Source organism: Enterobacter sp. BIDMC 29 (assembly GCF_019378755.1).
In the GTDB taxonomy this organism is placed as follows: Bacteria; Pseudomonadota; Gammaproteobacteria; order Enterobacterales; family Enterobacteriaceae; genus Enterobacter; species Enterobacter ludwigii.
The window spans coordinates 2,597,293-2,622,291 of sequence record NZ_CP080000.1; the positions used below are offsets into that span (position 1 = coordinate 2,597,293).

At 55.9% G+C, this 24,999-nt stretch carries 22 protein-coding genes; 13 read left to right on the forward strand and 9 right to left on the reverse strand.

Annotation, left to right across the window (positions count from 1 at the left end; all coding sequences use genetic code 11):
- Positions 1–96: 96 nt before the first annotated feature.
- Complete coding sequence (locus JTA15_RS11555) at positions 97–1,161, reverse strand: AI-2E family transporter (RefSeq protein WP_014171120.1); 1,065 nt, start codon at positions 1,159–1,161, stop codon at positions 97–99.
- A 221-nt stretch (positions 1,162–1,382) separates the two neighbouring features.
- On the opposite strand from JTA15_RS11555, the gene bepA reads away from it, so the two are divergent.
- Together bepA and arsC are read left to right on the forward strand one after the other, a co-directional pair.
- Positions 1,383–2,846, forward strand: a complete 1,464-nt coding sequence (gene bepA, locus JTA15_RS11560; protein WP_020883065.1) for a beta-barrel assembly-enhancing protease — start codon at positions 1,383–1,385, stop codon at positions 2,844–2,846.
- A gap of 18 nt (positions 2,847–2,864) precedes the next feature.
- Positions 2,865–3,221 carry an arsenate reductase (glutaredoxin) gene (gene arsC / locus JTA15_RS11565; RefSeq protein WP_014171122.1) on the forward strand — a complete coding sequence of 119 codons (357 nt, stop codon included), beginning with the start codon at positions 2,865–2,867 and terminating at the stop codon, positions 3,219–3,221.
- Here the strand turns inward: arsC and JTA15_RS11570 are convergent.
- Positions 3,218–4,042, reverse strand: coding sequence for a helix-turn-helix transcriptional regulator (locus JTA15_RS11570; protein ID WP_219372315.1), 825 nt, complete (start codon positions 4,040–4,042; stop codon positions 3,218–3,220). The two genes, arsC and JTA15_RS11570, sit on opposite strands and share 4 nt — an antisense overlap.
- 145 nt (positions 4,043–4,187) lie before the next feature.
- Here JTA15_RS11570 and celB point away from each other — a divergent pair, with 145 nt between their 5' ends.
- Genes celB through JTA15_RS11585 form a run of 3 tightly spaced genes read left to right on the forward strand, consistent with a single transcriptional unit; the run spans position 4,188 to position 7,888 of the window.
- A complete protein-coding gene (gene celB, locus JTA15_RS11575; protein WP_014171124.1) occupies positions 4,188–5,507 on the forward strand; it encodes a PTS cellobiose transporter subunit IIC in 1,320 nt (439 codons plus the stop codon).
- A 3-nt stretch (positions 5,508–5,510) separates the two neighbouring features.
- On the forward strand, positions 5,511–6,467 hold the full coding sequence (locus JTA15_RS11580) for a N(4)-(beta-N-acetylglucosaminyl)-L-asparaginase (protein WP_150343709.1): 957 nt from the start codon (positions 5,511–5,513) through the stop codon (positions 6,465–6,467).
- On the forward strand, positions 6,467–7,888 hold the full coding sequence (locus tag JTA15_RS11585) for a M17 family metallopeptidase (protein WP_219372316.1): 1,422 nt from the start codon (positions 6,467–6,469) through the stop codon (positions 7,886–7,888). Before JTA15_RS11580 ends, JTA15_RS11585 begins: the two co-directional genes overlap by 1 nt.
- Before the next feature lie 56 nt (positions 7,889–7,944).
- On the opposite strand, the gene JTA15_RS11590 is transcribed toward JTA15_RS11585, so the two are convergent.
- The 4 genes from JTA15_RS11590 to JTA15_RS11605 form a co-directional block, all read right to left on the reverse strand.
- Positions 7,945–8,646 (reverse strand): DnaA inactivator Hda, encoded by a 702-nt coding sequence (locus JTA15_RS11590; RefSeq protein ID WP_212479862.1) that lies wholly within the window; start codon positions 8,644–8,646, stop codon positions 7,945–7,947.
- A 95-nt stretch (positions 8,647–8,741) separates the two neighbouring features.
- Entirely contained in the window at positions 8,742–10,031 is a 1,290-nt protein-coding gene (uraA, locus tag JTA15_RS11595) for a uracil permease (RefSeq protein ID WP_014171128.1), read from the reverse strand.
- A gap of 86 nt (positions 10,032–10,117) precedes the next feature.
- The gene (gene upp, locus JTA15_RS11600) at positions 10,118–10,744 is read right to left on the reverse strand and encodes a uracil phosphoribosyltransferase (protein ID WP_020883061.1); all 627 of its coding nucleotides are present in this window, start codon (positions 10,742–10,744) and stop codon (positions 10,118–10,120) included.
- Positions 10,745–10,909: 165 nt separating this feature from the next.
- Positions 10,910–12,340 carry a 6-phospho-beta-glucosidase gene (locus tag JTA15_RS11605; RefSeq protein ID WP_219372317.1) on the reverse strand — a complete coding sequence of 477 codons (1,431 nt, stop codon included), beginning with the start codon at positions 12,338–12,340 and terminating at the stop codon, positions 10,910–10,912.
- Positions 12,341–12,606: 266 nt separating this feature from the next.
- Between JTA15_RS11605 and purM the strand changes: the two genes are divergently transcribed.
- The 4 genes from purM to ppx all read left to right on the forward strand — a co-directional run bounded on the left by purM (position 12,607) and on the right by ppx (position 18,114).
- Complete coding sequence (gene purM, locus JTA15_RS11610; protein ID WP_020883059.1) at positions 12,607–13,644, forward strand: phosphoribosylformylglycinamidine cyclo-ligase; 1,038 nt, start codon at positions 12,607–12,609, stop codon at positions 13,642–13,644.
- Complete coding sequence (purN, locus tag JTA15_RS11615) at positions 13,641–14,282, forward strand: phosphoribosylglycinamide formyltransferase (protein ID WP_014171132.1); 642 nt, start codon at positions 13,641–13,643, stop codon at positions 14,280–14,282. The genes purM and purN overlap by 4 nt, the downstream gene beginning before the upstream one ends.
- Positions 14,283–14,511: 229 nt before the next feature.
- Positions 14,512–16,572 (forward strand): polyphosphate kinase 1, encoded by a 2,061-nt coding sequence (gene ppk1, locus JTA15_RS11620; RefSeq protein WP_014171133.1) that lies wholly within the window; start codon positions 14,512–14,514, stop codon positions 16,570–16,572.
- 3 nt (positions 16,573–16,575) lie between these two features.
- Positions 16,576–18,114: an exopolyphosphatase gene (ppx, locus tag JTA15_RS11625; protein WP_020883058.1), complete on the forward strand. Its 1,539-nt coding sequence runs from the start codon at positions 16,576–16,578 to the stop codon at positions 18,112–18,114.
- Positions 18,115–18,118: 4 nt separating this feature from the next.
- On the opposite strand, the gene JTA15_RS11630 is transcribed toward ppx, so the two are convergent.
- On the reverse strand, positions 18,119–20,359 hold the full coding sequence (locus JTA15_RS11630; RefSeq protein WP_219372318.1) for an EAL domain-containing protein: 2,241 nt from the start codon (positions 20,357–20,359) through the stop codon (positions 18,119–18,121).
- A gap of 370 nt (positions 20,360–20,729) precedes the next feature.
- Between JTA15_RS11630 and JTA15_RS11635 the strand changes: the two genes are divergently transcribed.
- Positions 20,730–20,900: a YfgG family protein gene (locus tag JTA15_RS11635; RefSeq protein WP_020883056.1), complete on the forward strand. Its 171-nt coding sequence runs from the start codon at positions 20,730–20,732 to the stop codon at positions 20,898–20,900.
- Here the strand turns inward: JTA15_RS11635 and JTA15_RS11640 are convergent.
- Positions 20,897–21,787 carry a LysR family transcriptional regulator gene (locus JTA15_RS11640; RefSeq protein WP_219372319.1) on the reverse strand — a complete coding sequence of 297 codons (891 nt, stop codon included), beginning with the start codon at positions 21,785–21,787 and terminating at the stop codon, positions 20,897–20,899. The genes JTA15_RS11635 and JTA15_RS11640 overlap by 4 nt on opposite strands.
- Before the next feature lie 97 nt (positions 21,788–21,884).
- On the opposite strand from JTA15_RS11640, the gene JTA15_RS11645 reads away from it, so the two are divergent.
- From JTA15_RS11645 to JTA15_RS11655, 3 genes are all read left to right on the forward strand, one after another.
- On the forward strand, positions 21,885–23,078 hold the full coding sequence (locus JTA15_RS11645) for an MFS transporter (RefSeq protein WP_078774690.1): 1,194 nt from the start codon (positions 21,885–21,887) through the stop codon (positions 23,076–23,078).
- Between the two features lie 111 nt (positions 23,079–23,189).
- Positions 23,190–23,657, forward strand: coding sequence for a DUF6130 family protein (locus tag JTA15_RS11650; RefSeq protein WP_020883054.1), 468 nt, complete (start codon positions 23,190–23,192; stop codon positions 23,655–23,657).
- A gap of 11 nt (positions 23,658–23,668) precedes the next feature.
- Positions 23,669–24,412, forward strand: coding sequence for an alpha/beta fold hydrolase (locus tag JTA15_RS11655; RefSeq protein ID WP_219372320.1), 744 nt, complete (start codon positions 23,669–23,671; stop codon positions 24,410–24,412).
- A gap of 45 nt (positions 24,413–24,457) precedes the next feature.
- Here JTA15_RS11655 and JTA15_RS11660 read toward each other — a convergent pair whose 3' ends face one another.
- Positions 24,458–24,904 (reverse strand): helix-turn-helix domain-containing protein, encoded by a 447-nt coding sequence (locus JTA15_RS11660; RefSeq protein ID WP_047743060.1) that lies wholly within the window; start codon positions 24,902–24,904, stop codon positions 24,458–24,460.
- Positions 24,905–24,999 lie beyond the last annotated feature (95 nt).

Consider the following 24,999-nt stretch of genomic DNA (forward strand, 5'->3'; position numbering starts at 1 on the left):
CCGACCTACGCGGTAAATGCAATACGGTAACGCAGGTTACCGTTTTTGATATTTGCCCCTCTCCCCACGGGAGAGGGTATCAGGCCGCACAACTATCTACTTATCCTCAACCGCAGGCACATCCGGCCACGCGTGAACCACTGCTTTGATCAGCGTTGCCAGCGGAATGGCAAAGAACACGCCCCAAAATCCCCACAGCCCGCCGAAAATCACCACGGATAAGATAATCACCAGCGGATGCAGGTTCACCGCTTCGGAGAACAGCACCGGCACCAGCAGGTTGCCATCCAGTCCCTGAATGATCAGGTACACCGCGAAGCAGCTCCAGAACTCGGTCCCCAGACCAAACTGGAACAGCGCAACGCCGACAACCGGAATGGTCACCACAAAGGCACCGATGTAGGGAATGAGCACCGACAGCCCCACCAGCACCGCCAGCAGCAGCGAGTAGTTAAGCCCGAAAATTAAAAAACCAATCCAGGTAGCCACACCCACCACAATCATCTCCAGCACTTTGCCGCGAATGTAGTTGGTGATCTGCTGGTTCATCTCTTCCCACACCTGCCCGGCCAGCCCGCGATTACGCGGCAGAATGCGCCGCACCGCGTTCAGCATCTGCTCTTTATCTTTGACGAGGAAGAAAACCATTAACGGAACGAGAACAAGGTAGACGGCCAGCGTGAGCAACCCTACCAGCGACGCCAGGGAATATTTCACCACGGAATCGCCCATTGTCATAATGCGGGCGCGCATGTTTTCGGCCATCGCATCAATGATCCCGGCATCCATCAGGGCGGGATATCGGCGCGGCAGCGTGGCGGCAAAATCGGAAAGCTTATTCAGCATGCCGGGCATATCGCGGATAAGGTAAATCCCCTGTTGCCAGGCCACAGGCATAACGACAAACGACATTAACAGCAGGATGCCGACAAACAGCACCAGGACGATACTGGTCGCCCAGCGACGGGAACAGCCTATATTTTCCAGACGCGCCGTTGGCCACTCCAGCAGGTACGCCAGCACAATCGCGACCAGCAGGGGGGCGAGAAGACCGCTGAAGAAGAACAGAATGCCGAACCCGGCGACGAGAATAACCAACAAAGCAATGGCCTCCGGGTCGCTAAACCGACGGCGGTACCACTGCATTAACATTTCGAGCATACAACCCTTCCCTGAATCGGATGGCGGGAGTGAGAACGTGAATTGTATCTAACTGTCACAAAAAAGACTTTCGCTTTTTGTCTCTCTGCCACGATCCGCAAAACCCTGATGAATGGGATTTTCTTCATGCCTCAACACGGCTACACTCGCAGGGCAGTGGAGATGAACGATATGCCGGTTCATCGGTCAAATTAGCACATCCCAAATACAGGACAGTGGTTATGTTCAGGCAGTTGAGAAAAACACTGGTTGCGACACTGATTGCCGCACTGACGGTCGGTCAGGTGTTGCCAGCTTTCGCTGACTCGTCCGATTCATTGCCGGACATGGGCACTACAGCAGGAAGCACGCTCTCCATTGGGCAGGAAATGCAGATGGGGGATTATTACGTTCGTCAGCTGCGTGGCAGCGCGCCGCTGATTAACGACCCGTTGCTGGTTCAGTACATTAACGGGCTGGGCATGCGCCTGGTCGCGCACGCCAACTCGGTAAAAACCCCCTTCCACTTCTATTTAATCAATAATGACGAAATCAACGCCTTCGCCTTCTTTGGCGGCAACGTGGTGCTGCATTCGGCGTTATTCCGCTACTCTGATAACGAAAGTCAGCTGGCCTCGGTCATGGCGCACGAAATCTCTCACGTCACCCAGCGCCACCTTGCCCGGGCAATGGAAGACCAGAAGCGTAACGCTCCGCTGACCTGGGTTGGCGCATTGGGTTCCATTCTGCTGGCAATGGCCAGCCCGCAGGCCGGGATGGCGGCGTTAACCGGTACGCTGGCGGGAACACGTCAGGGGATGATCAGTTTCACCCAGCAAAATGAACAGGAAGCGGATCGTATTGGCATTCAGGTGCTGCAACGTTCGGGCTTTGACCCGCAGGCCATGCCGAGCTTCCTCGAAAAGCTGCTCGACCAGGCGCGCTACTCCTCCCGTCCGCCGGAAATTTTGCTGACGCACCCCTTACCGGAAAGCCGTCTGTCGGATGCGCGTAACCGTGCCAACCAGATGCGCCCGGTCGTGGTTCAGTCGTCGCAGGATTTCTACATGGCAAAAGTGCGAACGCTTGGAATGTACAATTCCGGGCGTAACCAGCTGACCAGCGACCTGCTGGATGCGCTGGCGAAAGGCAACGTGCGTGAGAAAAACGCGGCTCAGTATGGCCAGGCGTTACAGGCGATGGAAGCCAGCAAATATGACGAAGCGCGTAAAACGCTGCAGCCACTTCTCGCCGCCGATCCGAATAACCCGTGGTATCTCGATCTCGCCACGGATATCGATCTGGGGCAGAAAAAAGCCACCGATGCGATTAATCGCCTGAAAGGGGCAAAAGAGGTGCGGACTAACCCGGTGCTGCAGCTTAACCTGGCGAATGCTTACTTACAGGGTGGTCAGCCTGCTGAAGCGGCGAACATTCTGAACCGCTACACCTTTAACAATAAAGACGATCAGAACGGCTGGGATCTGCTTGCCCAGGCAGAAGCGCAGCTGGGCAACCGCGATCAGGAGCTTGCGGCACGCGCCGAAGGCTTTGCCCTGGTGGGGCGTCTTGATCAGGCGATTTCCCTCCTGAGCAGTGCCAGTTCCCAGGTTAAGCTCGGCAGTCTGCAGCAGGCCCGTTACGATGCGCGTATCGATCAGCTTCGCGGTCTGCAGCAGCGCTTTAAGCCGTACGAGAAGATGTAATAAAGGAGAATTCAGGTCATGACAGACGCGGTAAAAATCTACCACAACCCACGCTGCTCGAAGAGCCGCGACACCCTTAGCCTGCTGAAGTCGAACGGCATTGACCCGGAAGTGGTGCTGTATCTGGAGACACCGCCAGATGCACAGACGCTTCGTCAGCTGCTGCACATGCTGGGAATGGGCAGTGCCAGAGAGCTAATGCGCCAGAAAGAGGACCTGTATACGTCGCTCAATCTGAATGACAGTCGTCTAACCGAGGCTGAGCTGATTCAGGCGATGGTTGAAAATCCGAAACTGATTGAGCGCCCCATTGTGGTCGCAAACGGTCAGGCGCGTATTGGACGCCCGCCGGAAGAAGTGCTCGAGATTCTCTAATCCTTACGCCGCAGCGCTTCCAGAAAGGCCTGCGGCGTGCTCTCTCCCAGCTTTTTCTGCGCTTTGCCCCGATTGTAAAACTCGCACATCTCGATCAACACCTGTCCTAACGGAACAGCATTCACTCGTGGAATGATGTCGCCGAGCGGTACCGCAACCTGCACAGCCTTGTGCCTGGTCGGCTGTACTTTTACGACAGGTTCACCCGCGGGTAAGTCGGGTTCAAAACCGAAAGTCTCAACAGATTGGATATCAGCCGGACAGGCGTTCAGCAACTCACACATCCAGTTGTTCAGCAGCTGTGATGAAATTCCCGCATAGAGCCGGGCATAACACCAGCCGCTCACCGGCTCGCGCCCCCACAGCAGATGCTGCTCCCCGCCATCATCCATATGCAGCGATAAAGGCTGGTGATGCACCAGCAGTTTTGTGGGTAAAACGCCTGCCTTTAGCGCTTTTTTCCCGTGAAGTTCAATGCCCTTGCGTTTCGCAGAAGCGGGACGGAGATAACGGTTCAGCGTCGCCCGCGAAACGGAAATCCCCAGCACCGCGTTAACCAGCAGCAGCAGTTCATCCAGCGGTGCGCCCGTGATATCACGCAGGGCATTAACGAGGTCAACCTGCTCTTGTCTCATAGCTTTGTGTATCACTTTTGGGGTCGTATGGTTGTCAGAAACCCGATCGCGATTGCGCCATCGCCGCACGGTCGTCACGGAAATACCCAGCTCCGTAGCCAGTTCTCTGTCGCTTTTATTGGATTGTTGCAGATAGCGACGGATCCGCGGCGTGGTGGTGGCATTGGCGTGCAATTTGATTTCCATCGCTGTAACTCCATAACCAATCTCATGAGATTTATAATATCTTAGCGAGTGCTTTGTGACCTGTTTCACCTTTCAGCCACCGCGCTTCACTGATAATCCACAGACATAACATAACAACACCACTCAATCTTGTACGGAGTTCACAATGAACAATGTTCTGGGATTTCTTGAAGCAAAACTGATGCCGCTGGCGGCCAAAACTGCGCAACAGCGGCATCTGGGCGCCATACGCGGGGCCTATGTTTCCTTCATGCCGTTTATCATCGTCGGCTCGATTCTGCTGGTCATCTCCTCTTTTCCGAACCAAACCTATCAGCAGTTTATGTCTCAGGCATTTGGTGAAAGCTGGAGTGCCATCATTGAAATTCCGTTCAACGCGGTGTTCTCAACCATGTCGCTGTTTATCAGCTTCCTGGTGGCGTTTCGCCTGGCTGAACACTACGGCGAAGATCGCATCTCCTGCGGCATTCTGGCTCTGGTCGCCTTTTTAATCCTGACACCTTTTATCAAAGTGGCCGAAAACGGCGGTATCACGGTCATGCCGGTGGAGTGGATTGGCAGCAAAGGGCTGTTCGTGGCGATGATTGGCTCTCTGCTGTGGACGGAGCTGTTCTGCTGGCTGAAGCGCAAAAAGCTGGTCATCAGAATGCCTGATGGCGTGCCGCCGGCGGTGCAGGAATCGTTCGCCGCACTGATCCCGGCCCTGCTGGTAATGATTCTGGTGCTTATTATCCGCATCATTTTCGAAAACACCCACTACAACACCATTCACCAGTTTATTTACGAGGTGGTCGCCACGCCGGTTCGCCACTACGGGACCTCCTATTTCGGCGCGCTGATGACGGTGTTCAGCATCACCATTCTGTGGTCTGTGGGCATTAACTCCGGCTCAATGATCAACGGCATCATTCGCCCGCTGTGGATGGAGAACCAGACCGATAACATCGCCGCCATTCAGGCGGGTACGACGCCGCCGCACATTATCACCGAACAGTTTTTTGACATGATCTGGATGGGTGGCGCAGGGGCAACGCTCTCGCTGGTGATTGCGATGCTGATTTTTGCCCGCAGCAAAAACATGCGCGAGGTGGCGCGTCTCGGCGCGGGGGCCTCGGTGTTTAACATCAACGAGCCGATTCTGTTTGGCCTGCCGGTTATCATGAACCCCATCATGCTGATCCCATTCAATCTGGTGCCGCTGGTCCTGGTTACCGTGCAATATGCTGCGATGAAAATGGGTGCCGTCGCTGTGACCACCGGGGTGTTTATCCCCTGGACGTTACCGCCGGTGATCAGCGGGTTTATCGTCACGGGGCATCTCAGCGGCAGCGTGATGCAGCTTATCAACCTGCTGATTGGCGCCATGCTGTATCTGCCTTTCATGCGTATCGTGGATAAACAATACCGCGCCGCGGAGATTGCCACCGTGACGCAAACCGACCCAACCCTTGCAAAACAGGAGTAAAGCATGTGGGGAATTATCGCAACCTGGCGAATGGCGCTTGAAGGGGTCACGGAGTCTGCGTCTGCGCTGGCTGCGGGGAAACCGGTAGCAGAAGCGGTGGTCGATGCCGTTGCTGCCGTCGAGGACTTCCCGTTGTATAAATCCGTCGGCTACGGCGGGCTGCCAACCGAAAATGGCGAAGTCGAACTGGACGCGGCGTATATGGATGGCGATACGCTTGCGTTTGGGGCCGTGGGAGATCTGGTTGATATTGCGAACCCGGTGCGTGTCGCCCATGCGCTAAGCCGCCAGCGCTATAACAGCCTGCTGGTCGGCCAGGGCGCGCGCGAATGGGCGCTGAGTCAGGGGTTTGCCAACAAAACCATGCTTACCGACCGCGCGATGCAGCATTACCGTAAGCGCTGCCGGGAGACGCTGGACAAAGGCTTAAGCCCGTACGATGGGCATGACACCGTCGGGATTATTGGCCTCGACAAAATGGGGTCGATGAGCGTGGCGACCTCCACCAGCGGTCTGTTTATGAAAAAGCGCGGCCGTATTGGCGACTCGCCGATTATCGGCTCCGGCTTTTACTGCGACAGTGAAACCGGTGCCGCCACCGCCACCGGCGTGGGGGAAGACCTGATGAAAGGCTGCACCAGCTACGAAATTGTTCGCCGCATGGCACAGGGCATGTCACCGCAGCAGGCGGCGGACTCGGTGGTCTTCGAACTGGAAGACAAACTGATGTCGCGCTTTGGCCGCGCGGGCGATCTCTCGGTGGTGTGCATGAATAATAAAGGCGAATTCGGCGCCGCAACCAACATCAAAACCTTCTCATTTGTGGTGGCAACGGCCCGCCAGCCTCTCACCGTATTTCGCGCCGAGCGCCTGCGGGAAAAAACGCACTATCAGCCCGTGGATGAGGAATGGATGCAGGCCTATGCCGCGCGGATCCGCGCGCCAGTTGAGGAGTCATAATGATTACCTTTGAACTTATCACCGCCCTTGCAGACGCAAAGCCCCAGAGTCATCTTATTGCCCGGGCCGCCTGCGCGTTACTGCCGGACACCGCACTCATCGCTGAAATGCGTGAACAAAACGCCGTCGCGGATACCCGCTTTGGCTGTGCCCCGTTTGCCAGAATCACGCTGCTGCCGGATGCGCTCTGGCAGGACAGTCTGACAGAAGGGTTACTCGCCGCCCTCCGTCCACTGCTGGCAGCCCCGGTCAGCGCCGATGTGGTACTGGATGTCACGGATATTGACGAGGTGGTGCTGACGCAGGTTCTGCGTTTTCTCTTTAACCAGGCGCATGACCTTCGCGATCTGCAGCTTAAGAAAACCGATGGCAAAAGCGTTCGCCTTCGCCATGTCACCGCCCTGTGTCATCCGCAACAGCGTGAAAGGCTGGACGCTCTCTTCCAGCAACAGCAGGCCATTGCCCGAGGAATGGTCGCCGCGCGACGTCTGGCGGATATGCCGTCCGATCGCTGTACGCCGCAGTATGTCGTCGACGAAGCGCAAAAGCTGTGCGCCGCCTTCCCCGCCCTGCGGTGTGAAGTGCTTGATGAGAAGCAAATTATTGAACAGGGTCTGGGGCTTCTGCATGCCGTCGGTAAAGGCGCGACCTGTCCACCGCGGCTGCTGGCCATTCACTATAACGGCATCGCTGATGGCCCGGTACGCTGTTACGTGGGCAAAGGCATAACGTTTGATACCGGTGGCCTGTGGCTGAAGGAAGGCGCGGGCATGTACACCATGAAATATGACATGTGCGGGGCAGCGAACGTGCTCGGGTTGATGCTGAGCGTGGCAGAACTCGGCCTGCCGGTTCGTATTATGGGCGTACTGGCGCTGGCGGAAAACGCCATAGGACCGGATGCGATGCAGCCGGGCACGGTGGCCAGCGCCTGCAACGGTATCACGGTTGAAATCAACAATACCGATGCCGAAGGCCGGCTGGTACTGGCGGATGCGATCGCCTGGGCCAGCCAGCGTCATCCGCAGGCTCGCTATATTATTGATATGGCGACCTTAACCGGTGCCGTCGTAAAAGCGCTGGGGTACGAGCTGAGTGGGTTAATGACGCAGGACGAAGCGCTGCGTCAGGCGCTCACCCGCGCGGGGAAACGGAGCGGTGATGAGGTGTGGTCCCTGCCGCTGGATGCACGGCTAAAAAAACAGACCGACAGCGCCATCGCCGACCTGTGCAATACCCCACCCAATAATGCGGCGATCAGCGCATCGGCGGCCTGGCTGTTACACCATTTTTGCCCGCCGACCATTCCATGGGCCCATCTGGATATTAGCGGCACGGCGCTGTGGCGTGAGTACGGAAAAAGCGTGGCCTCAGGCAGACCCATTCCACTTCTGGTTGAGCATTTGCTGGAAGACAGGTGATTTTTAGCCGGTGGCGCTGGTTCTCCCTCTGCGTCAGGTAGAGGGAGAAAAGCGCATCACAGCTTCAGAATATCTTTTACAAAAGGAATGGTCAGCTTGCGCTGCGCGGTAATCGAAGCGCGATCGAGCTGATCGAGCGTATCAAAGAGCGTGCGCATTTCCCGGTCCAGACGCTTGAGCAGGAAACGCCCCACGTCTTCCGGGAGTTCAAAGCCGCGCAATCTTGCGCGCAGCTGTAACGCCTGAAGTTTGTCTTCATCCGACAGCGGTTGCAGCTTGTAGATTTGCCCCCAGTCCAGACGGGAAGCCAGATCCGGCAGCCCCAGATTCAGCTGGCGCGGCGGACGATCGCCGGTGATCAGCAGCCGGGTTTTCCCCGACTCCAGAATGCGGTTATAGAGGTTAAAGATCGCCATTTCCCACGGCTCATCCCCCGCCACACATTCGATATTATCGATGCAGACCAGTGAGAGATGTTCCATTCCCTCCATGACTTCAGGCACAAACCAGGTACGTTTATCCAGCGGCACATAGCCTACCGCATCACCCCGCGCGGAAAGCTCCGCACAGGCGGCATGCAACAGGTGGCTGCGCCCCGCGCCTTCGCGTGACCAGATATAGATGTATCCGCTGTGTTCCTGACGCAGCACGTTTTGCAGTGCAGCCAGTAAAGAGGGGTTATCACCCGGCCAGAAACTCGCAAAAGTTTCGTCGTCAGGGAGATAGAGTGGCAGAGAGAGCTGTGCCGGTCCGTTCAGAAGTACCTCAACCAGATCTTACATAAAATCGGCGGTGAGTTTAGCACGGAACGTGCAAGGAGAGAACCGGGCGGATCGTCCGCCCGGTTTTACGATCAATGTGACGCTTTTTCGCTGTCTTCAGCATCCAGCACCACTTCTTCCGGGCGCAGGACGGAGATCAGTTTGAAGATCAGGCTCAGGCCCACACCCACGATGGTCGCCAGCGCCATGCCTTTCAGTTCAGCCGCACCGATGTGCACCTTCGCGCCGCTCACGCCGATGATCAGGATCACGGAGGTGAGGATCAGGTTTTGCGCTTTGCTGTAGTCCACTTTCGATTCAATCAGCACGCGAATACCGGACGCGCCGATCACACCGTACAGCAGCAGAGAGACGCCTCCCATTACCGGTACCGGAATGATCTGGATAGCCGCCGCCAGTTTGCCCACGCAGGAGAGCAGGATGGCGATGATTGCCGCGCCGCCAATGACCCAGGTACTGTAGACACGGGTAATCGCCATCACGCCGATGTTCTCACCGTAGGTGGTGTTAGGCGTAGAACCAAAGAAACCGGAGATAATGGTAGAGAGGCCGTTGGCAAACATCGAGCGGTGCAGACCCGGGTCGCGGATCAGGTCACGTTTAACGATGTTTGCCGTCACCACCAGGTGACCTACGTGCTCAGCAATAACCACCAGCGCCGCGGGCAGGATCGTGAAAATGGCAAACCATTCAAAGCGCGGGGTATAGAAGGTTGGCAGTGCGAACCAGTGCGCTTCAGCAATGGGCGTGGTATCAACAACGCCCATCACGAAGGAGAGCGCGTACCCTGCCAGCACACCGATCAGGATCGGGATAATTGCCATAAAACCGCGGAACAGCACGGAACCAAATACCGTTACGCCCAGTGTCACCATCGAGATGATGATGGTTTTGGAATCCGGTGACTGCCCGTCAGCAGGCAGCAGGCCAGCCATATTGGCCGCCACGCCCGCCAGCTCCAGACCGATGACGGCGACAATGGCCCCCATTGCGGCAGGCGGGAACATAACGTCCAGCCAGCCGGTACCGGCCTTCTTCACAATGAAAGAGACCAGGCAGAACAGGACGCCACACATAATGAAGCCGCCCAGCGCCACTTCATACCCCAGCGGCAGCAACAGCAGAACCGGTGAAATAAAGGCGAAGCTTGAGCCGAGATAGGCAGGGATTTTGCCTTTACAGATAAAGAGGTAAAGCAGCGTACCTACACCGTTGAACAACAGCACGGTAGCCGGGTTAATGTGAAACAGGATTGGCACCAGCACGGTTGCGCCAAACATGGCGAACAGGTGCTGCAGACTAAGCGGGATTGTCTGTAAAAGCGGCGGTCTTTCACTCACCCCGATAGCACGGCGCGTCATAGTGTTTTCCTCTGAGTAGTATTGTTGTTGGCGTTTTATTCAAAAAAAAGCCGACTATCAAAGTCGGCTTCATTATCGTTATTCGATTATTTAGTACCAAAAATCTTATCGCCGGCATCGCCAAGCCCCGGGATGATGTACCCGTGCTCATTCAGCCCCTGGTCGATAGACGCGGTATAGAGTTCGATGTCCGGGTGCGCTTTTTCCAGCGCCGCGATACCTTCTGGTGCGGCAACCAGCACCAGCACTTTGATGCTGCTGCAACCGGCTTTTTTCAGCAGGTCGATGGTGGCAATCATTGAACCGCCGGTCGCCAGCATCGGGTCAACCACCAGGGCCATACGCTCGTCGATGTTAGACACCAGCTTCTGGAAGTACGGTACCGGCTCCAGGGTCTCTTCGTCGCGGTAGACCCCGACCACGCTGATGCGCGCGCTTGGCACGTGCTCCAGCACGCCTTCCATCATGCCGAGGCCGGCACGCAGGATAGGCACAACGGTAATTTTCTTACCTTTGATCTGCTCAACCTGAACCGGGCCGTTCCAGCCCTCGATGGTCACTTTTTCCGTTTCCAGGTCAGAGGTCGCTTCATAGGTCAGCAGGCTGCCGACTTCAGAAGCCAGTTCGCGAAAACGCTTCGTGCTGATGTCATGCTCACGCATCAGGCCCAGCTTGTGTTTAACGAGTGGGTGCTTCACTTCCACAATCTTCATTCTCTTTCTCCTCTGAGGGGGCAACCGCAAAAAAATCGCGGGATTATACCGCTTTTTTCGGATTGCACCATACCCAACTTGCTTGACGTACATCAAGCAAAGTGTTTTAGAGGCAAAAAAGCCGGAGGGCAAGCTCCGGCTTTTTGCGTTTTTACTCTGCTGGAATTAAAGAGTGTCGCCGTTGCTGGCTATCACCTGCTTATACCAGTCAAACGACTTCTTCTTACTGCGGTTCAGGGTACCGTTACCTTCATTGTCTTTGTCTACAAAGATAAAGCCGTAGCGTTTTTTCATTTCACCCGTTCCGGCAGACACCAGGTCGATACAGCCCCACGGGGTATACCCCATCAGATCAACGCCATCTTCGACCACCGCTTTTTTCATTTCGCAGATGTGCGCGGCAAGGTAATCAATACGGTACTGGTCATTCACCGAACCGTCGCTCTCCTGCACGTCGATGGCGCCAAAGCCGTTCTCCACGATGAACAGGGGCAGCTGATAGTGATCCCAGAACCAGTTCAGGGAGTAACGCAGGCCCACCGGATCAATCTGCCAGCCCCAGTCAGATTTCTGCACGTACGGGTTGGAGACCAGGCTCTTACTTTCGTCGTAATCCAGCTCCGGGTTATCCGCCGTCGCTTTGGTGGCGAAAGACATGTAATAGCTAAAGCCAATGTAATCGACACACCCCTGCGTCAGCGCCGCGTTATCTTCTTCTGTAATATCCAGCGTGAAACCGCGACGAGCAAAGTAGTTAAGCAGATGCTGCGGGTACTTGCCGCGCACGTGTACATCGGTGAACCAGTAGCGACGGTGCATGGCGTTCATCGCCATCATCATATCGTCCGGGGCACAGGTCAGCGGATAGATTGGACACATGGCAATCATGCAGCCGATCCGCAGCGACGGGTTAATGTCGCGCCCGGCCTTCACCGCCAGGGCACTGGCCACCAGCTCATAGTGTGCCGCCTGGAACATTACCGGTTCGCGGTCTTCGCCCGGCTCGTACTTCAGGCCGGAGTTGGTAAACGGTGCAAAGTCTTCGTGGAAGTTAGCCTGGTTATTGATCTCGTTAAAGGTCATCCAGTACTTCACTTTATGCTGGTAACGTCTGAACACAACCTCCGCAAAGCGAACAAAGAAGTCGATCAGCTTACGGTTACGCCAGCCACCGTATTCGGTGACAAGGTGGAACGGCATCTCGAAATGGGAAAGGGTAATAACCGGCTCGATGCCATACTTCAGGCACTCGTCAAACAGGTCGTCATAGAATTTCAGGCCAGCTTCGTTAGGCTCCAGCTCGTCCCCTTTCGGGAAGATACGCGTCCAGGCGATGGAGGTACGGAAGCATTTGAAGCCCATCTCGGCAAAGAGTTTGATGTCCTCTTTATAGCGATGGTAGAAATCGATGGCTTCATGGTTAGGGTAATTTTTCCCTGGCAGCACGCCGTTGGTGATTTCACGCGGCACGCCGTGCGCGCCGGCCGTCATCACATCGGCAACGCTGATCCCCTTACCGCCCTCGTTCCAGCCCCCTTCCAGCTGATGCGCTGCGACCGCACCACCCCACAGAAAATCTGCTTTGAATCCAGACATACACTTTCCCTCATTCTGCGTTATTTTCTGCAAAAACAATTACAGAAACCGGTTTCATCCTGATGATGTGCAAAGGGGCTTTCTGTTGCAAGGAGAAAACCGAAACCGGTTTCATTTTCGTGAACAGACTCAACTTTGGGCGCATTCGCAGGGCCTGCTGAAAAAAAAATCCTCTCGCCGAGAATAGGCTCGCAAACGTTTGCCTGGACTGTTAGAATTGCGCCGATTTTTCTTACTAGCTATGCAATCGCGTGGGGACTTGAGCCGTGACCAACAAAACTTCTCTCAGCTACAAAGATGCCGGTGTTGATATTGACGCAGGTAATGCGCTGGTTGACCGAATCAAAGGTGTGGTGAAAAAAACCCGCCGCCCGGAAGTGATGGGTGGTCTGGGTGGATTCGGCGCACTGTGCGCACTGCCGCAAAAATATCGTGAACCTGTTCTGGTCTCAGGTACTGATGGTGTAGGGACGAAACTGCGCCTGGCGATGGATTTAAAACGTCACGACACGATCGGTATCGATCTGGTCGCGATGTGTGTTAACGACCTGGTGGTTCAGGGCGCAGAGCCGCTGTTCTTCCTGGATTACTACGCGACTGGGAAACTGGACGTGGATACCGCAGCAAGCGTCATTAACGGCATTGCCGAAGGGTGTCTGCAGTCTGGCTGTGCGCTGGTCGGTGGTGAAACCGCCGAAATGCCCGGTATGTATCACGGCGAAGATTATGACGTCGCAGGCTTCTGCGTTGGCGTAGTAGAAAAATCAGAAATTATCGACGGCAGTAAAGTGGCTGATGGTGATGTGCTGATCGCGTTGGCCTCCAGCGGCCCGCACTCGAACGGCTACTCACTGGTGCGTAAAATCCTCGACGTGAGCGGCAGCGATCCACTGACCACCGAGCTTGATGGCAAGCCACTGGCTGACCATCTGCTGGCGCCGACCCGCATCTACGTGAAAAACGTGCTGGAGCTGATTGAGAAGGTTGACGTTCACGCCATTGCCCACCTGACCGGTGGCGGCTTCTGGGAAAACATTCCGCGCGTACTGCCGGACAACACCCAGGCGGTGATTGACGAATCGTCCTGGCAGTGGCCGTCCGTCTTTAACTGGCTGCAGACTGCGGGCAACGTGAGTTCACACGAGATGTACCGCACCTTTAACTGTGGCGTGGGCATGGTTATCGCGCTTCCAGCAAGCGAAGCGGATAAGGCGATTAAACTGCTGACCGACAAAGGTGAAAACGCGTGGAAAATCGGTATTATCAAAGCATCCGATTCCGAACAGCGTGTGGTCATTGAATGAAAAACATTGTGGTGCTCATTTCCGGTAACGGAAGCAATTTGCAGGCAATAATTGACGCCTGCAAACAGAAGAAAATCAACGGCACCATTCGGGCAGTATTCAGCAATAAGGCCGACGCGTTCGGCCTTGAACGCGCCCGGGAAGAGAACATTCCCGCGCACGCGCTGGAAGCCAGCCAGTTCTCCGGACGTGAAGCGTTTGACCGGGAACTGGTTCAGGAGATTGATGCCTACGCGCCTGACGTTGTCGTGCTGGCGGGGTATATGCGTATCCTGAGCCCGGCCTTTGTCGGGCACTACGCTGGTCGTCTGCTGAATATCCACCCTTCTCTCCTGCCGAAGTATCCCGGCCTGCATACCCATCGTCAGGTTCTGGAAAACGGCGATGAAGAGCACGGTACCTCCGTGCATTTCGTTACCGACGAGCTGGACGGCGGGCCGGTGATCCTGCAGGCAAAGGTGCCGGTCTTTGAAGGTGACAGCGAAGACGACGTTACCGAACGCGTGCAGACGCAGGAACACGCCATTTATCCTCTGGTGGTAAGCTGGTTTGTTGACGGGCGTCTTCAGATGCGCGACGGTGCCGCCTGGCTGGACGGCGTCAGGCTCCCTGCACAGGGTTATGCCGCTGACGAGTAGTTTGTTTGATGTGCCCGGCGGCGCGACGCCTGCACGGGCCTGTGGTCTTCACTGTCGGGTGAGCACCGCGCTTCCCGACATGCCCTTCCCCCAACCCTCTAAAATCCCCCAGAAAAAAAATAACTGTCATACTTTTCTGGCACTGTTGGACATATCGTGGAAATGCTCGCCATAATAAGGACGAGACGGATTTACCACGTCCTGTGATTGAACTGGAGTGTGAGCTGTAATGGGTCAGGAAAAGTTATATATCGAGAAAGAGCTAAGCTGGTTAGCATTCAACGAACGTGTACTCCAGGAAGCGGCAGACAAAAGTAACCCGCTTATCGAGCGTATGCGTTTTCTGGGGATTTATTCCAACAACCTGGATGAGTTCTACAAGGTTCGCTTTGCCGAACTGAAACGGCGAATCATCATCAGCGAAGAACAGGGCTTAAACTCTCACTCGCGCCATCTGCTGGGCAAAATTCAGTCGCGCGTATTGAAAGCCGATCAGGAGTTTGACGGCCTGTATAACGAACTGCTGCTGGAAATGGCACGCAATCAAATCTTCCTGATTAACGAGCGTCAGCTTTCTGTTAACCAACAAACCTGGCTGCGCCACTATTTCAAACATTACCTGCGCCAGCACATTACCCCTATTCTGATCAACCGCGAAACCGATCTGGTGCAGTTCCTGAAAGATGACTACACCTACCTCGCGGTGGAAATTATTCGTGGCGACACGATTCGTTACGCATTGCTTGAGATCCCGTCCGATAAGGTGCCGCGCTTTGTGAACCTGCCGCCGGAAACCCCGCGCAGACGCAAGCCAATGATCCTGCTCGATAACATCCTGCGTTACTGCCTGGACGACATCTTCAAGGGCTTCTTCGATTACGACGCGTTAAACGCCTACTCCATGAAGATGACCCGTGACGCCGAATACGATCTGGTGCACGAGATGGAAGCCAGCCTGATGGAGCTGATGTCATCCAGCCTGAAACAGCGCCTGACGGCGGAGCCGGTGCGCTTTGTTTATCAGCGCGATATGCCAGATGCCATGGTGGAAATGCTGCGCGACAAGCTGACCATTTCTCGCTATGACTCCATCGTGCCGGGCGGTCGTTACCATAACTTTAAAGACTTTATTGGCTTCCCGAACGTCGGCAAGGCCAATCTGGTGAACAAACCGCTGCCGCGTCTGCGCCATCTCTGGTTCGATAAATTCCGTAACGGTTTCGACGCCATTCGCGAGCGCGATGTCCTGCTCTACTATCCGTATCATACGTTTGAACACGTGCTGGAACTGCTGCGTCAGGCTTCGTTCGACCCGAACGTACTGGCGATCAAAATCAACATCTACCGTGTAGCAAAAGATTCCCGCATCATCGACGCGATGATCCATGCGGCGCACAACGGCAAAAAAGTGACCGTGGTGGTTGAGCTGCAGGCGCGCTTCGACGAAGAGGCAAACATTCACTGGGCGCGCCGTCTGACGGAAGCCGGTGTCCACGTTATCTTCTCAGCGCCCGGGCTGAAAATTCACGCCAAGCTGTTCCTTATCTCCCGTAAAGAGGGGGAGGACGTGGTGCGTTATGCCCACATCGGGACCGGGAACTTTAACGAAAAAACCGCGCGAATTTATACCGACTACTCGCTGCTGACTGCCGATGCGCGCATCACTAACGAGGTTCGCCGGGTGTTCAACTTTATTGAGAACCCGTACCGCCCGGTCAGCTTCGATTATCTGCTGGTCTCGCCGCAGAACTCACGCCGCCTGCTGTACGACATGATCGATAAAGAGATCGCTAATGCCCAGAAAGGGCTGTCGTCGGGCATTACGCTGAAACTCAACAACCTGGTCGACAAAGGGCTGGTGGATCGTCTGTATGCGGCGTCCAGCTCCGGCGTTCCGGTCAATCTGCTGATACGCGGTATGTGCTCACTGATCCCTGAACTCGAAGGCATTAGCGACAATATTCGCGTGATCAGCATTGTTGACCGCTACCTGGAACACGATCGGGTCTATATTTTCGATAATGCGGGTGATAAACAGGTCTATCTCTCTTCTGCAGACTGGATGACGCGCAATATTGACTACCGAATTGAAGTCGCGACACCGCTCCTGGATCCGCGGCTGAAGCAGCAGATCCTCGATATCATCGAGATTCTGTTCAGCGATACGGTGAAAGCACGCTATATCGACAAAGAACTCAGTAACCGCTATGTACCGCGCGGCAATCGCCGTAAAGTGCGGTCGCAACTGGCGATTTACGACTATATCAAATCACTCGAGCAACCCGATTAACCTATGCCGATAAATGATAAGACCCCACGCCCGCAGGAATTCGCCGCGGTCGATCTTGGTTCTAACAGTTTCCACATGGTCATCGCCCGTGAGGTGGATGGCGCGTTGCAGATCATCGGTCGTCTGAAGCAGCGTGTACACCTGGCGGATGGTCTTGATGAGCGCAGCATGCTCAGCGAAGAGGCAATGGAGCGAGGCTTAAACTGCCTGTCGCTGTTTGCTGAACGCCTGCAGGGCTTCTCGCCCTCCAGCGTATGCATTGTGGGCACCCACACGTTGCGCCAGGCGCTGAATGCGCCAGAATTCCTCAAGCGGGCCGAAAAAGTGATCCCCTACCCCATTGAGATCATCTCCGGTAACGAGGAAGCCCGACTGATTTTCATGGGTGTTGAACACACTCAGCCGGAAAAAGGACGCAAGCTGGTCATCGACATCGGCGGCGGCTCTACGGAACTGGTGATCGGCGAAGATTTTGAGCCGCGTCTGGTCGAAAGCCGTCGTATGGGCTGCGTCAGCTTTGCGCAGATGTATTTCCCGGGTGGCGCAATCAGCCGCGAAAACTTCCAGCGCGCGCGCATGGCCGCTATCCAGAAACTGGAGAACCTGGCCTGGCAGTACCGTATTCAGGGCTGGAACGTAGCGCTGGGCGCATCGGGCACCATCAAAGCGGCACATGAAGTGCTGCTGGCGATGGGTGAAAAAGATGGGTTTATCACCCCAGAGCGCCTGACCTTGCTGACCGAAGAGGTGCTGAAACATAAAAGCTTTGACGCCTTAAGCCTGCCGGGTCTTTCCGACGAGCGCAAAGCGGTATTCGTACCGGGGCTGGCTATTCTGTGCGGCGTATTTGATGCGCTGGCAATTAAAGAGCTTCGTCTTTCCGACGGCGCGCTGCGTGAAGGTGTGCTGTATGAAATGGAAGGCCGTTTCCGCCATCAGGATATTCGTAGCCGCACCGCGCAAAGCCTGGCAAACCAGTACAATATCGACCGCGAACAGGCGAAGCGCGTGCTGGAAACAACCGTTCAGATATACGACCAGTGGCAGGAGCAGAACCCTAAGCTGGCGCATCCGCAGCTTGCCGCCCTGCTGAAATGGGCAGCGATGCTGCACGAAGTGGGACTGAATATTAACCACAGCGGAATGCACCGCCACTCAGCCTATATCCTGCAAAACAGCGATCTGCCTGGCTTCAACCAGGAGCAGCAAACTATGATGGCGACCCTGGTGCGCTACCATCGTAAAGCCATCAAGCTTGACGATCTGCCGCGCTTCACGCTGTTTAAGAAGAAGCAATTCCTGCCGCTTATCCAGCTGCTGCGTCTCGGCGTGCTGCTCAATAACCAGCGTCAGGCCACCACCACCCCGCCCACGCTGAAGCTCAAAACGGATGACAACCACTGGACCCTGAGCTTCCCGCCAGACTGGTTTAGCCAGAATGCGCTGGTGCTGCTGGATCTGGAAAAAGAGCAGCAGTACTGGGAAGCGGTCACCGGCTGGCTACTCAAAATCGAAGAAGAGAGCTCAGACGTCGCGGCGTAACCCCTCAGGCCTCGACCGGCGACACCTCTGCTTCCAGCAGTGACTCAAGCGCCACCGGTCTGCCAATCAGATAACCCTGCACATAATCGATACCTAGCGCGTGAACCGCGCTACGTATCTCTTCTGTTTCGACATACTCCGCGACCACCAGCATTTTCTTCATTCGCGCCAGATGGCAAATCGAGGCCACTATCTGATAGTCCAGACTGTTGTTGACGATATTGCGGATAAAGCTTCCGTCTATCTTAAGGATATCGGCGTCCACGCTTTTCAGCCGCGCGTAGCTCGCATATCCGGTACCGAAATCATCAATCGCAATGCGTACCCCCATTTTTTGCAACTGCCTGAGGGTATGGAGCGCCTGCTCTCCACTGCCGAAGGTGCTGCACTCGGTCACTTCAAATATCAGCTGCCAGGGTTCGACGGCGTATTTCGCCAGCAGACGACTCACCTCAGCCGGGAACTGCGCACGGCACACGGTGGAAGGGCCCAGATTAATGGCAAAACGCTGGCCAGGCAGATGTACCCGATGCTCTGCCAGGAAGCGTAGCGTGTTCTCCAGTACCCACAAATCAACCCGAGACGACAGACCAAACTCCTGGGCGACGGGCAGGAATTGCAAGGGAGAGAGCAACGCCCCGTTTGCATCCGACATCCGCAGCAACACCTCGTGGTAGCAATCGCCCCGCACGCCGCAAACCGGCTGGACCAGCAGAGTAAACGCGTTACTGTCGAGCGCACTTTGCAGACGGCTCATCATCGCAACCTTGTCCTTCAGGCTACGCTGGAGATGGACAGCACCGCGCTGCTGCAGATTTTCCGGATGGTTGGTCGAAATCGACAGATCGGCAATCACCCCCAGCTCACCGAGGACCAGATAGAGATGGGTCACCGGTGAGCGCACATAGCAGTAGCTCACGCCCACCTGAGGCTGCAGCGGCATCCCATCCCAGACAAAGCGGAACTGTTTAATATGCTCGTCCAGCGCCTCAATGCGTTGCTGGTGCGATTCCGCGTTAAGGCGAACCGCCAGGTCACAGCCGGTGAGGTGATAGACCCGCTCACTGGGCTGCAAGGTGCCATTGACCCACTGCGCCAGCTGCTGTTTATACAGGATCCGCAACAACACCCCGTAATTTCGGCCCAGCACCTCCAGCTCCGGAATGCGCAGCAAACAGAGCGCCGACCACGGGTTTTTGGCAAGATCGCGCGACAAGGCCCGCAGATTCGGCATATGGACAACCGGGTCGAGTAGCGCCAGCCTGCGGGAACGTTTATTCGCGGTGCGCTGGCAGGTGGCCAGCATCGACATGTAAATCACCACAAACGAAAAGACCAGATAGCTGGAAGAGGTAATTGCCAGCTGAATGTCATACCCGGACTGTTGAGGGATATAACGATAAAAATAGTGGATGGACACCAGCAGCACCGGGGTCCAGATAAGCGACATCAGCTTATAGCCAAACCGCATCGCTCCCCACAACATCACCGGCATCAGCAACGACAGGGTGTAGTTGGTGGTGAAAATCGAGCTGTTTTCGTTCATCGGGAGCAGCAGCAGGGTAAGCAGCCCGCCAAGCGCAATGGCCCACAGCAGAAATTCAATAACCGTCACCTTTTTGTCTATCTGCATTCGCACCTGCGAGACAAGACTTCTGATATACCGCGGATGGCGAATCAGACGGATCAGTAAATAGCTTAACGGCACGCCCGTCAGCCCACTGACCAGCAGCGCCTGATAGTTAATCAGCGTACGAATATTAAGCGGGGTCAACCCCTCGAGGCTCTGACGGCTCTCATACACACCCAGATAGAGGGCAAACTGGAACAGCAGCAGAAACAGCGTCGCGGGGCAAAAGGCCTGCCAGAAGATACGCTGCGCCATCAGTCTGACATCCCCGTAAGCCGTCATGCTGCGTCTGGGCGCAAACACCCGATAACCCCCCCAGCTGAGCACAACAGGGACAATAAAATGAAAAATGCCGGCGATGGTTTCGAACAACCCAACCGACGGGTAGTAGCGGATGAACAGTGACAATACGATGCCGGGAAGCGCTTCCAGACCAAAAAACATCATCACCGAAAGCAGAAAGGAGAGAGGTAAATAATAGAGTGCCACCAGACCATCGCCCAATCGGGTAAAGGTATTGGCAACGCTTAATACAGGCAGTAAACCCACCGGTAAAATAAGCGGTAAAGCCCACCAGCGGTCTTTATTGTTTTTCAGGAAAGAAATAATGTTCATAGATGCCCGTTTAAACCCCTTTCGCTCCAGAGGGAAATGAAGACAGGCATCCAACCTGACGTACCTGCCGCCCGACAACGTGCGGGGCGAACAGTATGGAGGTGGGATTTTAAATACCAGGCCAGGGAAACCGTTGACTTAAATCAAACTAATTTACTCAAACGATCCTTTCTTACATTTTTTTTGAAATAGTTTTCTTCATATTATCAATATGGTAAATGCAATTATTAATTTCAATAACATTAATTAATGTAACTATTGACGGTTATTTACACATTTGCGAATTGACCCTCTCTTCCCGCTGTGCCTTAATATCCCTGTCGCCCAAAAGGGCATGCCCAGGAAAAACACAGTGAGTCAGGCCACGCGTATGCGAAAACGACATCAGTTCAACACCCGGATGACCCGCATCATACTGCTTATCAGCTTCCTGTTTTTCTTCGGCCGCTTCGTTTACTCCTCTATTGGCGCCTGGTATCACCATCAGGACAAGGCCCAGTCACAGCAATCCAGCCTGACCGTTGATTCAGCCGATCGCTAACGCGTCGAAGGATTTTGTAATATCCGAATTATCCCTGCTATTCCTTTGCTCAGGATTTTATCCTGGCGCATCACCACAGCCAGCTGTCGCTGCAGCACGGGCGTGAGTGACATCACGCGTAGCCCTTCGCGGTCAGCCGCCAGGTCTACGGCCATACGCGGCACGATACTGTAGCCAAGCCCCGCACGTACCATCCGCTTGATCGCCTCGATGCTGCCCAGCTGCATCACCGGTGTGAGGATTCGCCCCTCGGCCGCAAACCAGCCGTCGATCAGCGCCCGGGTGCCGCTGCCTGATTCAAAAGCAATGAATGGCTGCGCGTGCAACGCAGCCGGCGTCAACGACTGAAAACCGTCCTGCTGGTCCAGCGACGCGATAAAAACAAACTCTTCGTCCATCACAGGCGTAACGTCGAGCGCTCTTCCGCTCACCGGTAACGTCACCAGCCCCATATCAAGTCGGTTTTCTTCAATTGCCCGGACGATGTCGAGCGTATTGCCGGTCGTCACGCCCACTCTGAGAAGCGGATAGTCACGCCCGAGCTGCTGCAACAGCGGCGGCAGAAGATGAATGCAGGCCGTTGCGCCCGTGCCAAGCGTAATGGTGCCACTCACGTCGTGGCTGAACTCACTCACGGACCGAATGGCTTCATCCACCGCCTGCTGAATACGCTCCCCGTGCACCAGCAACGCCTGCCCGGCAGCCGTGGGTTTGATACCCCGCCCGGTACGCTCTACCAGCCGGGTTTGCAGAAACTGCTCCAGCTGGCGGATTTGCAGGCTGACGGCCGGCTGGGAAATGCCCAGCAGGTCCGCCGCCGCGGAAAAACTGCCGCGCTGGATAACCAGACGGAACGTCGCGAGATAGCCCAGGTTGAGCGTTGTCATTCAAAGTTTCTCTTATACAGCGCATAAGGTGGCAGACCTGCCAGCACAATAGCGCGCTCGCTATGCTCAGGACAACTGCATAACGGAATGAAAAACAATGAAAACACCTGCCCTTCCCCGTCACCTCGCCCTCCGGGCAGGTTGTCATCAGCTTATCAACTGGGGGATCTCGTTTTATATGCCCGGGACCTTTGCCCAGGCGATTGTGGCCGACCGGGGGTGGTCATCACCGCAGCTCTACCTCGGCCTGACGCTGGCGATGCTGGTAATGGCGATGGTCTCCCCTTTTGTCGCCCGACTGTTGGCGTACGCTGGCGGGCAGAACGTGGTGATGAGCGGAACGTTACTGATTGCCGCAAGCTGCGCGGGCATGGCATATACGCAGACGCTGTTCGGCTGGTACGGTGCCTGGCTGGTTGCCGGTATCGGGATGCGGCTGTCGCTGTATGATGCGCTGTTCGCCGCGCTGGTGAACCTGTACGGTCAGCAGGCACGCAGAACGATCTCGCACATCACGCTCGCTGGCGGTCTGGCCTCAGCGGTTTTTTGGCCGCTGGGTGATGGGCTGCTGAAAGTGATGAGCTGGCAATACGCATTGCAGATCTACGCCCTCTTTGGCCTGCTGAGCGCGGTGCTGATTCGCACGCTTCCCCACCAGCGGCTGGCGGCCCCCCCGCACGTTACCGCGCCGCCCGTGCGCCAGGAACGGCGTAACGGCTGGCGGTATGCCACGTTTATTGCCCTCATGACCTTTGTCTCTAACGGCACGTCCACCCATCTGCCAGAGTTTATTGCCAGTTTTGGCCTGCCGGCCGCCATCGGCATGCTGTGGGGAGTTGGCCAGACGGGCGCACGCGCCACGGAGGTGCTGGCGGGTGCACGCTTAACCCCGCTCAACCTGACGCTCCTGACCGCCCTCGCCATGCCGCTCTGCTTTGTGATCGGGTTAAGCAGCTCGCTGTTTGTCGGGTGTGCCGCCGGTTTTGTGCTGGGCTACGGCGCCATCAACGGGCTGATGACGATAGTAAAAGCCACCCTGCCGCTGACGCTTTTCAGCGCCGAAAGCTATGCCCGCCGCACCGGCATGCTGCTCATTCCCGCACAGCTTATGGCCGCGGCATCGCCGTTTGCCTATGCGTGGCTAAACAAAACGCTGGGGATCGCCGGCGCAATGTGGGTTTCCACCGCGCTGTCGCTGGTGATTGCCGGGCTGGCGATAGCGATTGTGCGCAGTGCCGACCCCGCGCGGAATAATGAAATGTATCCCACTGTATCCGGAGCGCCACGCTGACAAGCCGGTACAAAACGCCGTTCCCCGCAAACATCCCGGATACATAAAAATGGTTTTCTGTGTCTGTCATTGTTTGAAACCGAATTTGAAACCGATTGAGGAGAGACTCAGATGATCCGTCGTTATTTACTGCTCCCTGCACTTGTTCTGGCGTCAGCAACCTGCTCCTGGGCCGCACCGCTGGATAACCTCAGCGCTGCCGACGTCAACGGCCCTGCCGCTGTTGCCCCGCTGGAACGTCCACAGCCGGCCGCTAAGCTGATTGTCGATCCACCGCTTGCCGGCCCGCTGAGCAAGGGGGCGGTCTTTATTCAATACCGGGCTGAAAACCTGCGCATCGAGCCGGTATTCGGGCCCGATGCGCTGAAGGTCACACCACGTATCGGCCATATCCATGTCGTGGTGGATGACGCCCCCTGGCACTGGGCCGATACCAGCGGAGAGCCAATCATTCTGGTTGGGTTACCCGCCGGGAAGCATAAAGTGACCATAATTCTGGCCGACCCCACGCATAAACCCATCGACCATAAAACCATTGAATTCACCGTACCGCCTCACGCAACGGTTCATCATTTTTAAGGAGCCAGACAATGAAAGCACGCTCTGTACTGACGGCCGGTCTGCTGGCGCTTTCAGCCAGCGCCTTTGCTGAGAGCAAAACCAGCGTGGTGCTGGTCCATGGCGCGTTTGCCGATGGCAGCAGCTGGAACAAGGTCATTACCCGGCTGCAAAAACAGCATACCGAGGTGATTGCCGTCCAGCTGCCGCTCACGTCGCTTAAAGATGACGTTGCCGCCACCCGGCGCGCCATTGCACGGGCGCAGGGCGATGTGGTGCTGGTAGGTCATTCCTGGGGCGGAACGGTGATCAGCGAAGCGGGCAACGATGCACGGGTAAAATACCTGGTGTACGTAGCGGCCTTTGCGCCTGATTCCGGCCAGTCGACGGCGGACCTGGCGGGAAGTTACCCACCGCCAGCGGGGAGTGCGGATATCGCAAAAACGGCAGACGGGTATTTGTATCTCCCGCCAGAAGCCGTGATGAAAGACTTCGCACCGGATGCAGGCGCCGTTGAACAGCAGACCATTGCAGCCACTCAGGGGCCGATCAAGGCCGACGCGTTTGCGGAAAAAGTGAGCCATGCGGCCTGGCATGAAAAGCCAAGCTGGTTTGTGGTCAGCAAAAATGACCGGATGATTAACCCGGAGCTTGAACGTGCGATGGCGAAAACGATCCACGCGAAAACCACGGAAGTGGCAGCAAGCCACGTGTCGATGGTGAGTCAACCGGATGATATTGCCCGCACGATTGAGCAGGCAATAATAAACCATTAAGAATGCAACAAAAGCCCGCGTAGCGCGGGCTTGCAGAGCGTCGGGTTACTTCACTTTCTGCACTTCAGTATCTTGCGCCTTCAGCGCCGTTCCATCCTGCGCTGCTGGCGCCATCAGGGGAACCGGCTTGCCGGTACGCCTGTCGATCAACAGCGAGTGGCGCTCCCCGCGTTCAAACAGATGCTGCTCTCCCCACTGGCGAAGCGCAACGACGATGGGAAACAGGCTTTCGCCTTTGTCCGTCAGGACATATTCCTGATACGACGTACCGTCTGACGCCCCCTGCATCGCGAGAATGCCCGCGTCGACCAGCTTGCGCAGCCGGTCAGCCAGAATGTTACGCGCAACCCCGAGATCCCGCTGAAAATCCCCGAAACGGCGCATGCCGTCAAAAGCATTACGCACAATCAGAAGCGACCAGCGATCGCCAATCAGATCGACGCTGCGGGCAACGGGACAGAATTCCTGTTCAATCGGTTTACGAGACGGCACAGCGTTACCCCGGCAGGTCAGTCAACAATAACTGGTTGCATTTTAAAACTGCATAGCCTAGCCTTCAACTGGTTTCTTTTTAAAACCACTTTACC

What these genes read in the sequence shown, in the direction of transcription:
- purN (WP_014171132.1), top strand. Translation starts at nt 13,641, where the DNA reads ATGAAAAACATTGTGGTGCTCATTTCCGGTAACGGAAGCAATTTGCAG.
- uraA (WP_014171128.1), bottom strand. Translation starts at nt 10,031, where the DNA reads ATGACGCGCCGTGCTATCGGGGTGAGTGAAAGACCGCCGCTTTTACAG.
- JTA15_RS11570 (WP_219372315.1), bottom strand. Translation starts at nt 4,042, where the DNA reads ATGGAAATCAAATTGCACGCCAATGCCACCACCACGCCGCGGATCCGT.
- ppk1 (WP_014171133.1), top strand. Translation starts at nt 14,512, where the DNA reads ATGGGTCAGGAAAAGTTATATATCGAGAAAGAGCTAAGCTGGTTAGCA.
- JTA15_RS11580 (WP_150343709.1), top strand. Translation starts at nt 5,511, where the DNA reads ATGTGGGGAATTATCGCAACCTGGCGAATGGCGCTTGAAGGGGTCACG.
- JTA15_RS11655 (WP_219372320.1), top strand. Translation starts at nt 23,669, where the DNA reads ATGAAAGCACGCTCTGTACTGACGGCCGGTCTGCTGGCGCTTTCAGCC.
- JTA15_RS11645 (WP_078774690.1), top strand. Translation starts at nt 21,885, where the DNA reads ATGAAAACACCTGCCCTTCCCCGTCACCTCGCCCTCCGGGCAGGTTGT.
- upp (WP_020883061.1), bottom strand. Translation starts at nt 10,744, where the DNA reads ATGAAGATTGTGGAAGTGAAGCACCCACTCGTTAAACACAAGCTGGGC.
- JTA15_RS11640 (WP_219372319.1), bottom strand. Translation starts at nt 21,787, where the DNA reads ATGACAACGCTCAACCTGGGCTATCTCGCGACGTTCCGTCTGGTTATC.
- arsC (WP_014171122.1), top strand. Translation starts at nt 2,865, where the DNA reads ATGACAGACGCGGTAAAAATCTACCACAACCCACGCTGCTCGAAGAGC.
- JTA15_RS11605 (WP_219372317.1), bottom strand. Translation starts at nt 12,340, where the DNA reads ATGTCTGGATTCAAAGCAGATTTTCTGTGGGGTGGTGCGGTCGCAGCG.
- JTA15_RS11650 (WP_020883054.1), top strand. Translation starts at nt 23,190, where the DNA reads ATGATCCGTCGTTATTTACTGCTCCCTGCACTTGTTCTGGCGTCAGCA.
- JTA15_RS11585 (WP_219372316.1), top strand. Translation starts at nt 6,467, where the DNA reads ATGATTACCTTTGAACTTATCACCGCCCTTGCAGACGCAAAGCCCCAG.
- JTA15_RS11555 (WP_014171120.1), bottom strand. Translation starts at nt 1,161, where the DNA reads ATGCTCGAAATGTTAATGCAGTGGTACCGCCGTCGGTTTAGCGACCCG.
- bepA (WP_020883065.1), top strand. Translation starts at nt 1,383, where the DNA reads ATGTTCAGGCAGTTGAGAAAAACACTGGTTGCGACACTGATTGCCGCA.
- JTA15_RS11635 (WP_020883056.1), top strand. Translation starts at nt 20,730, where the DNA reads ATGCGAAAACGACATCAGTTCAACACCCGGATGACCCGCATCATACTG.
- ppx (WP_020883058.1), top strand. Translation starts at nt 16,576, where the DNA reads ATGCCGATAAATGATAAGACCCCACGCCCGCAGGAATTCGCCGCGGTC.
- celB (WP_014171124.1), top strand. Translation starts at nt 4,188, where the DNA reads ATGAACAATGTTCTGGGATTTCTTGAAGCAAAACTGATGCCGCTGGCG.
- JTA15_RS11630 (WP_219372318.1), bottom strand. Translation starts at nt 20,359, where the DNA reads ATGAACATTATTTCTTTCCTGAAAAACAATAAAGACCGCTGGTGGGCT.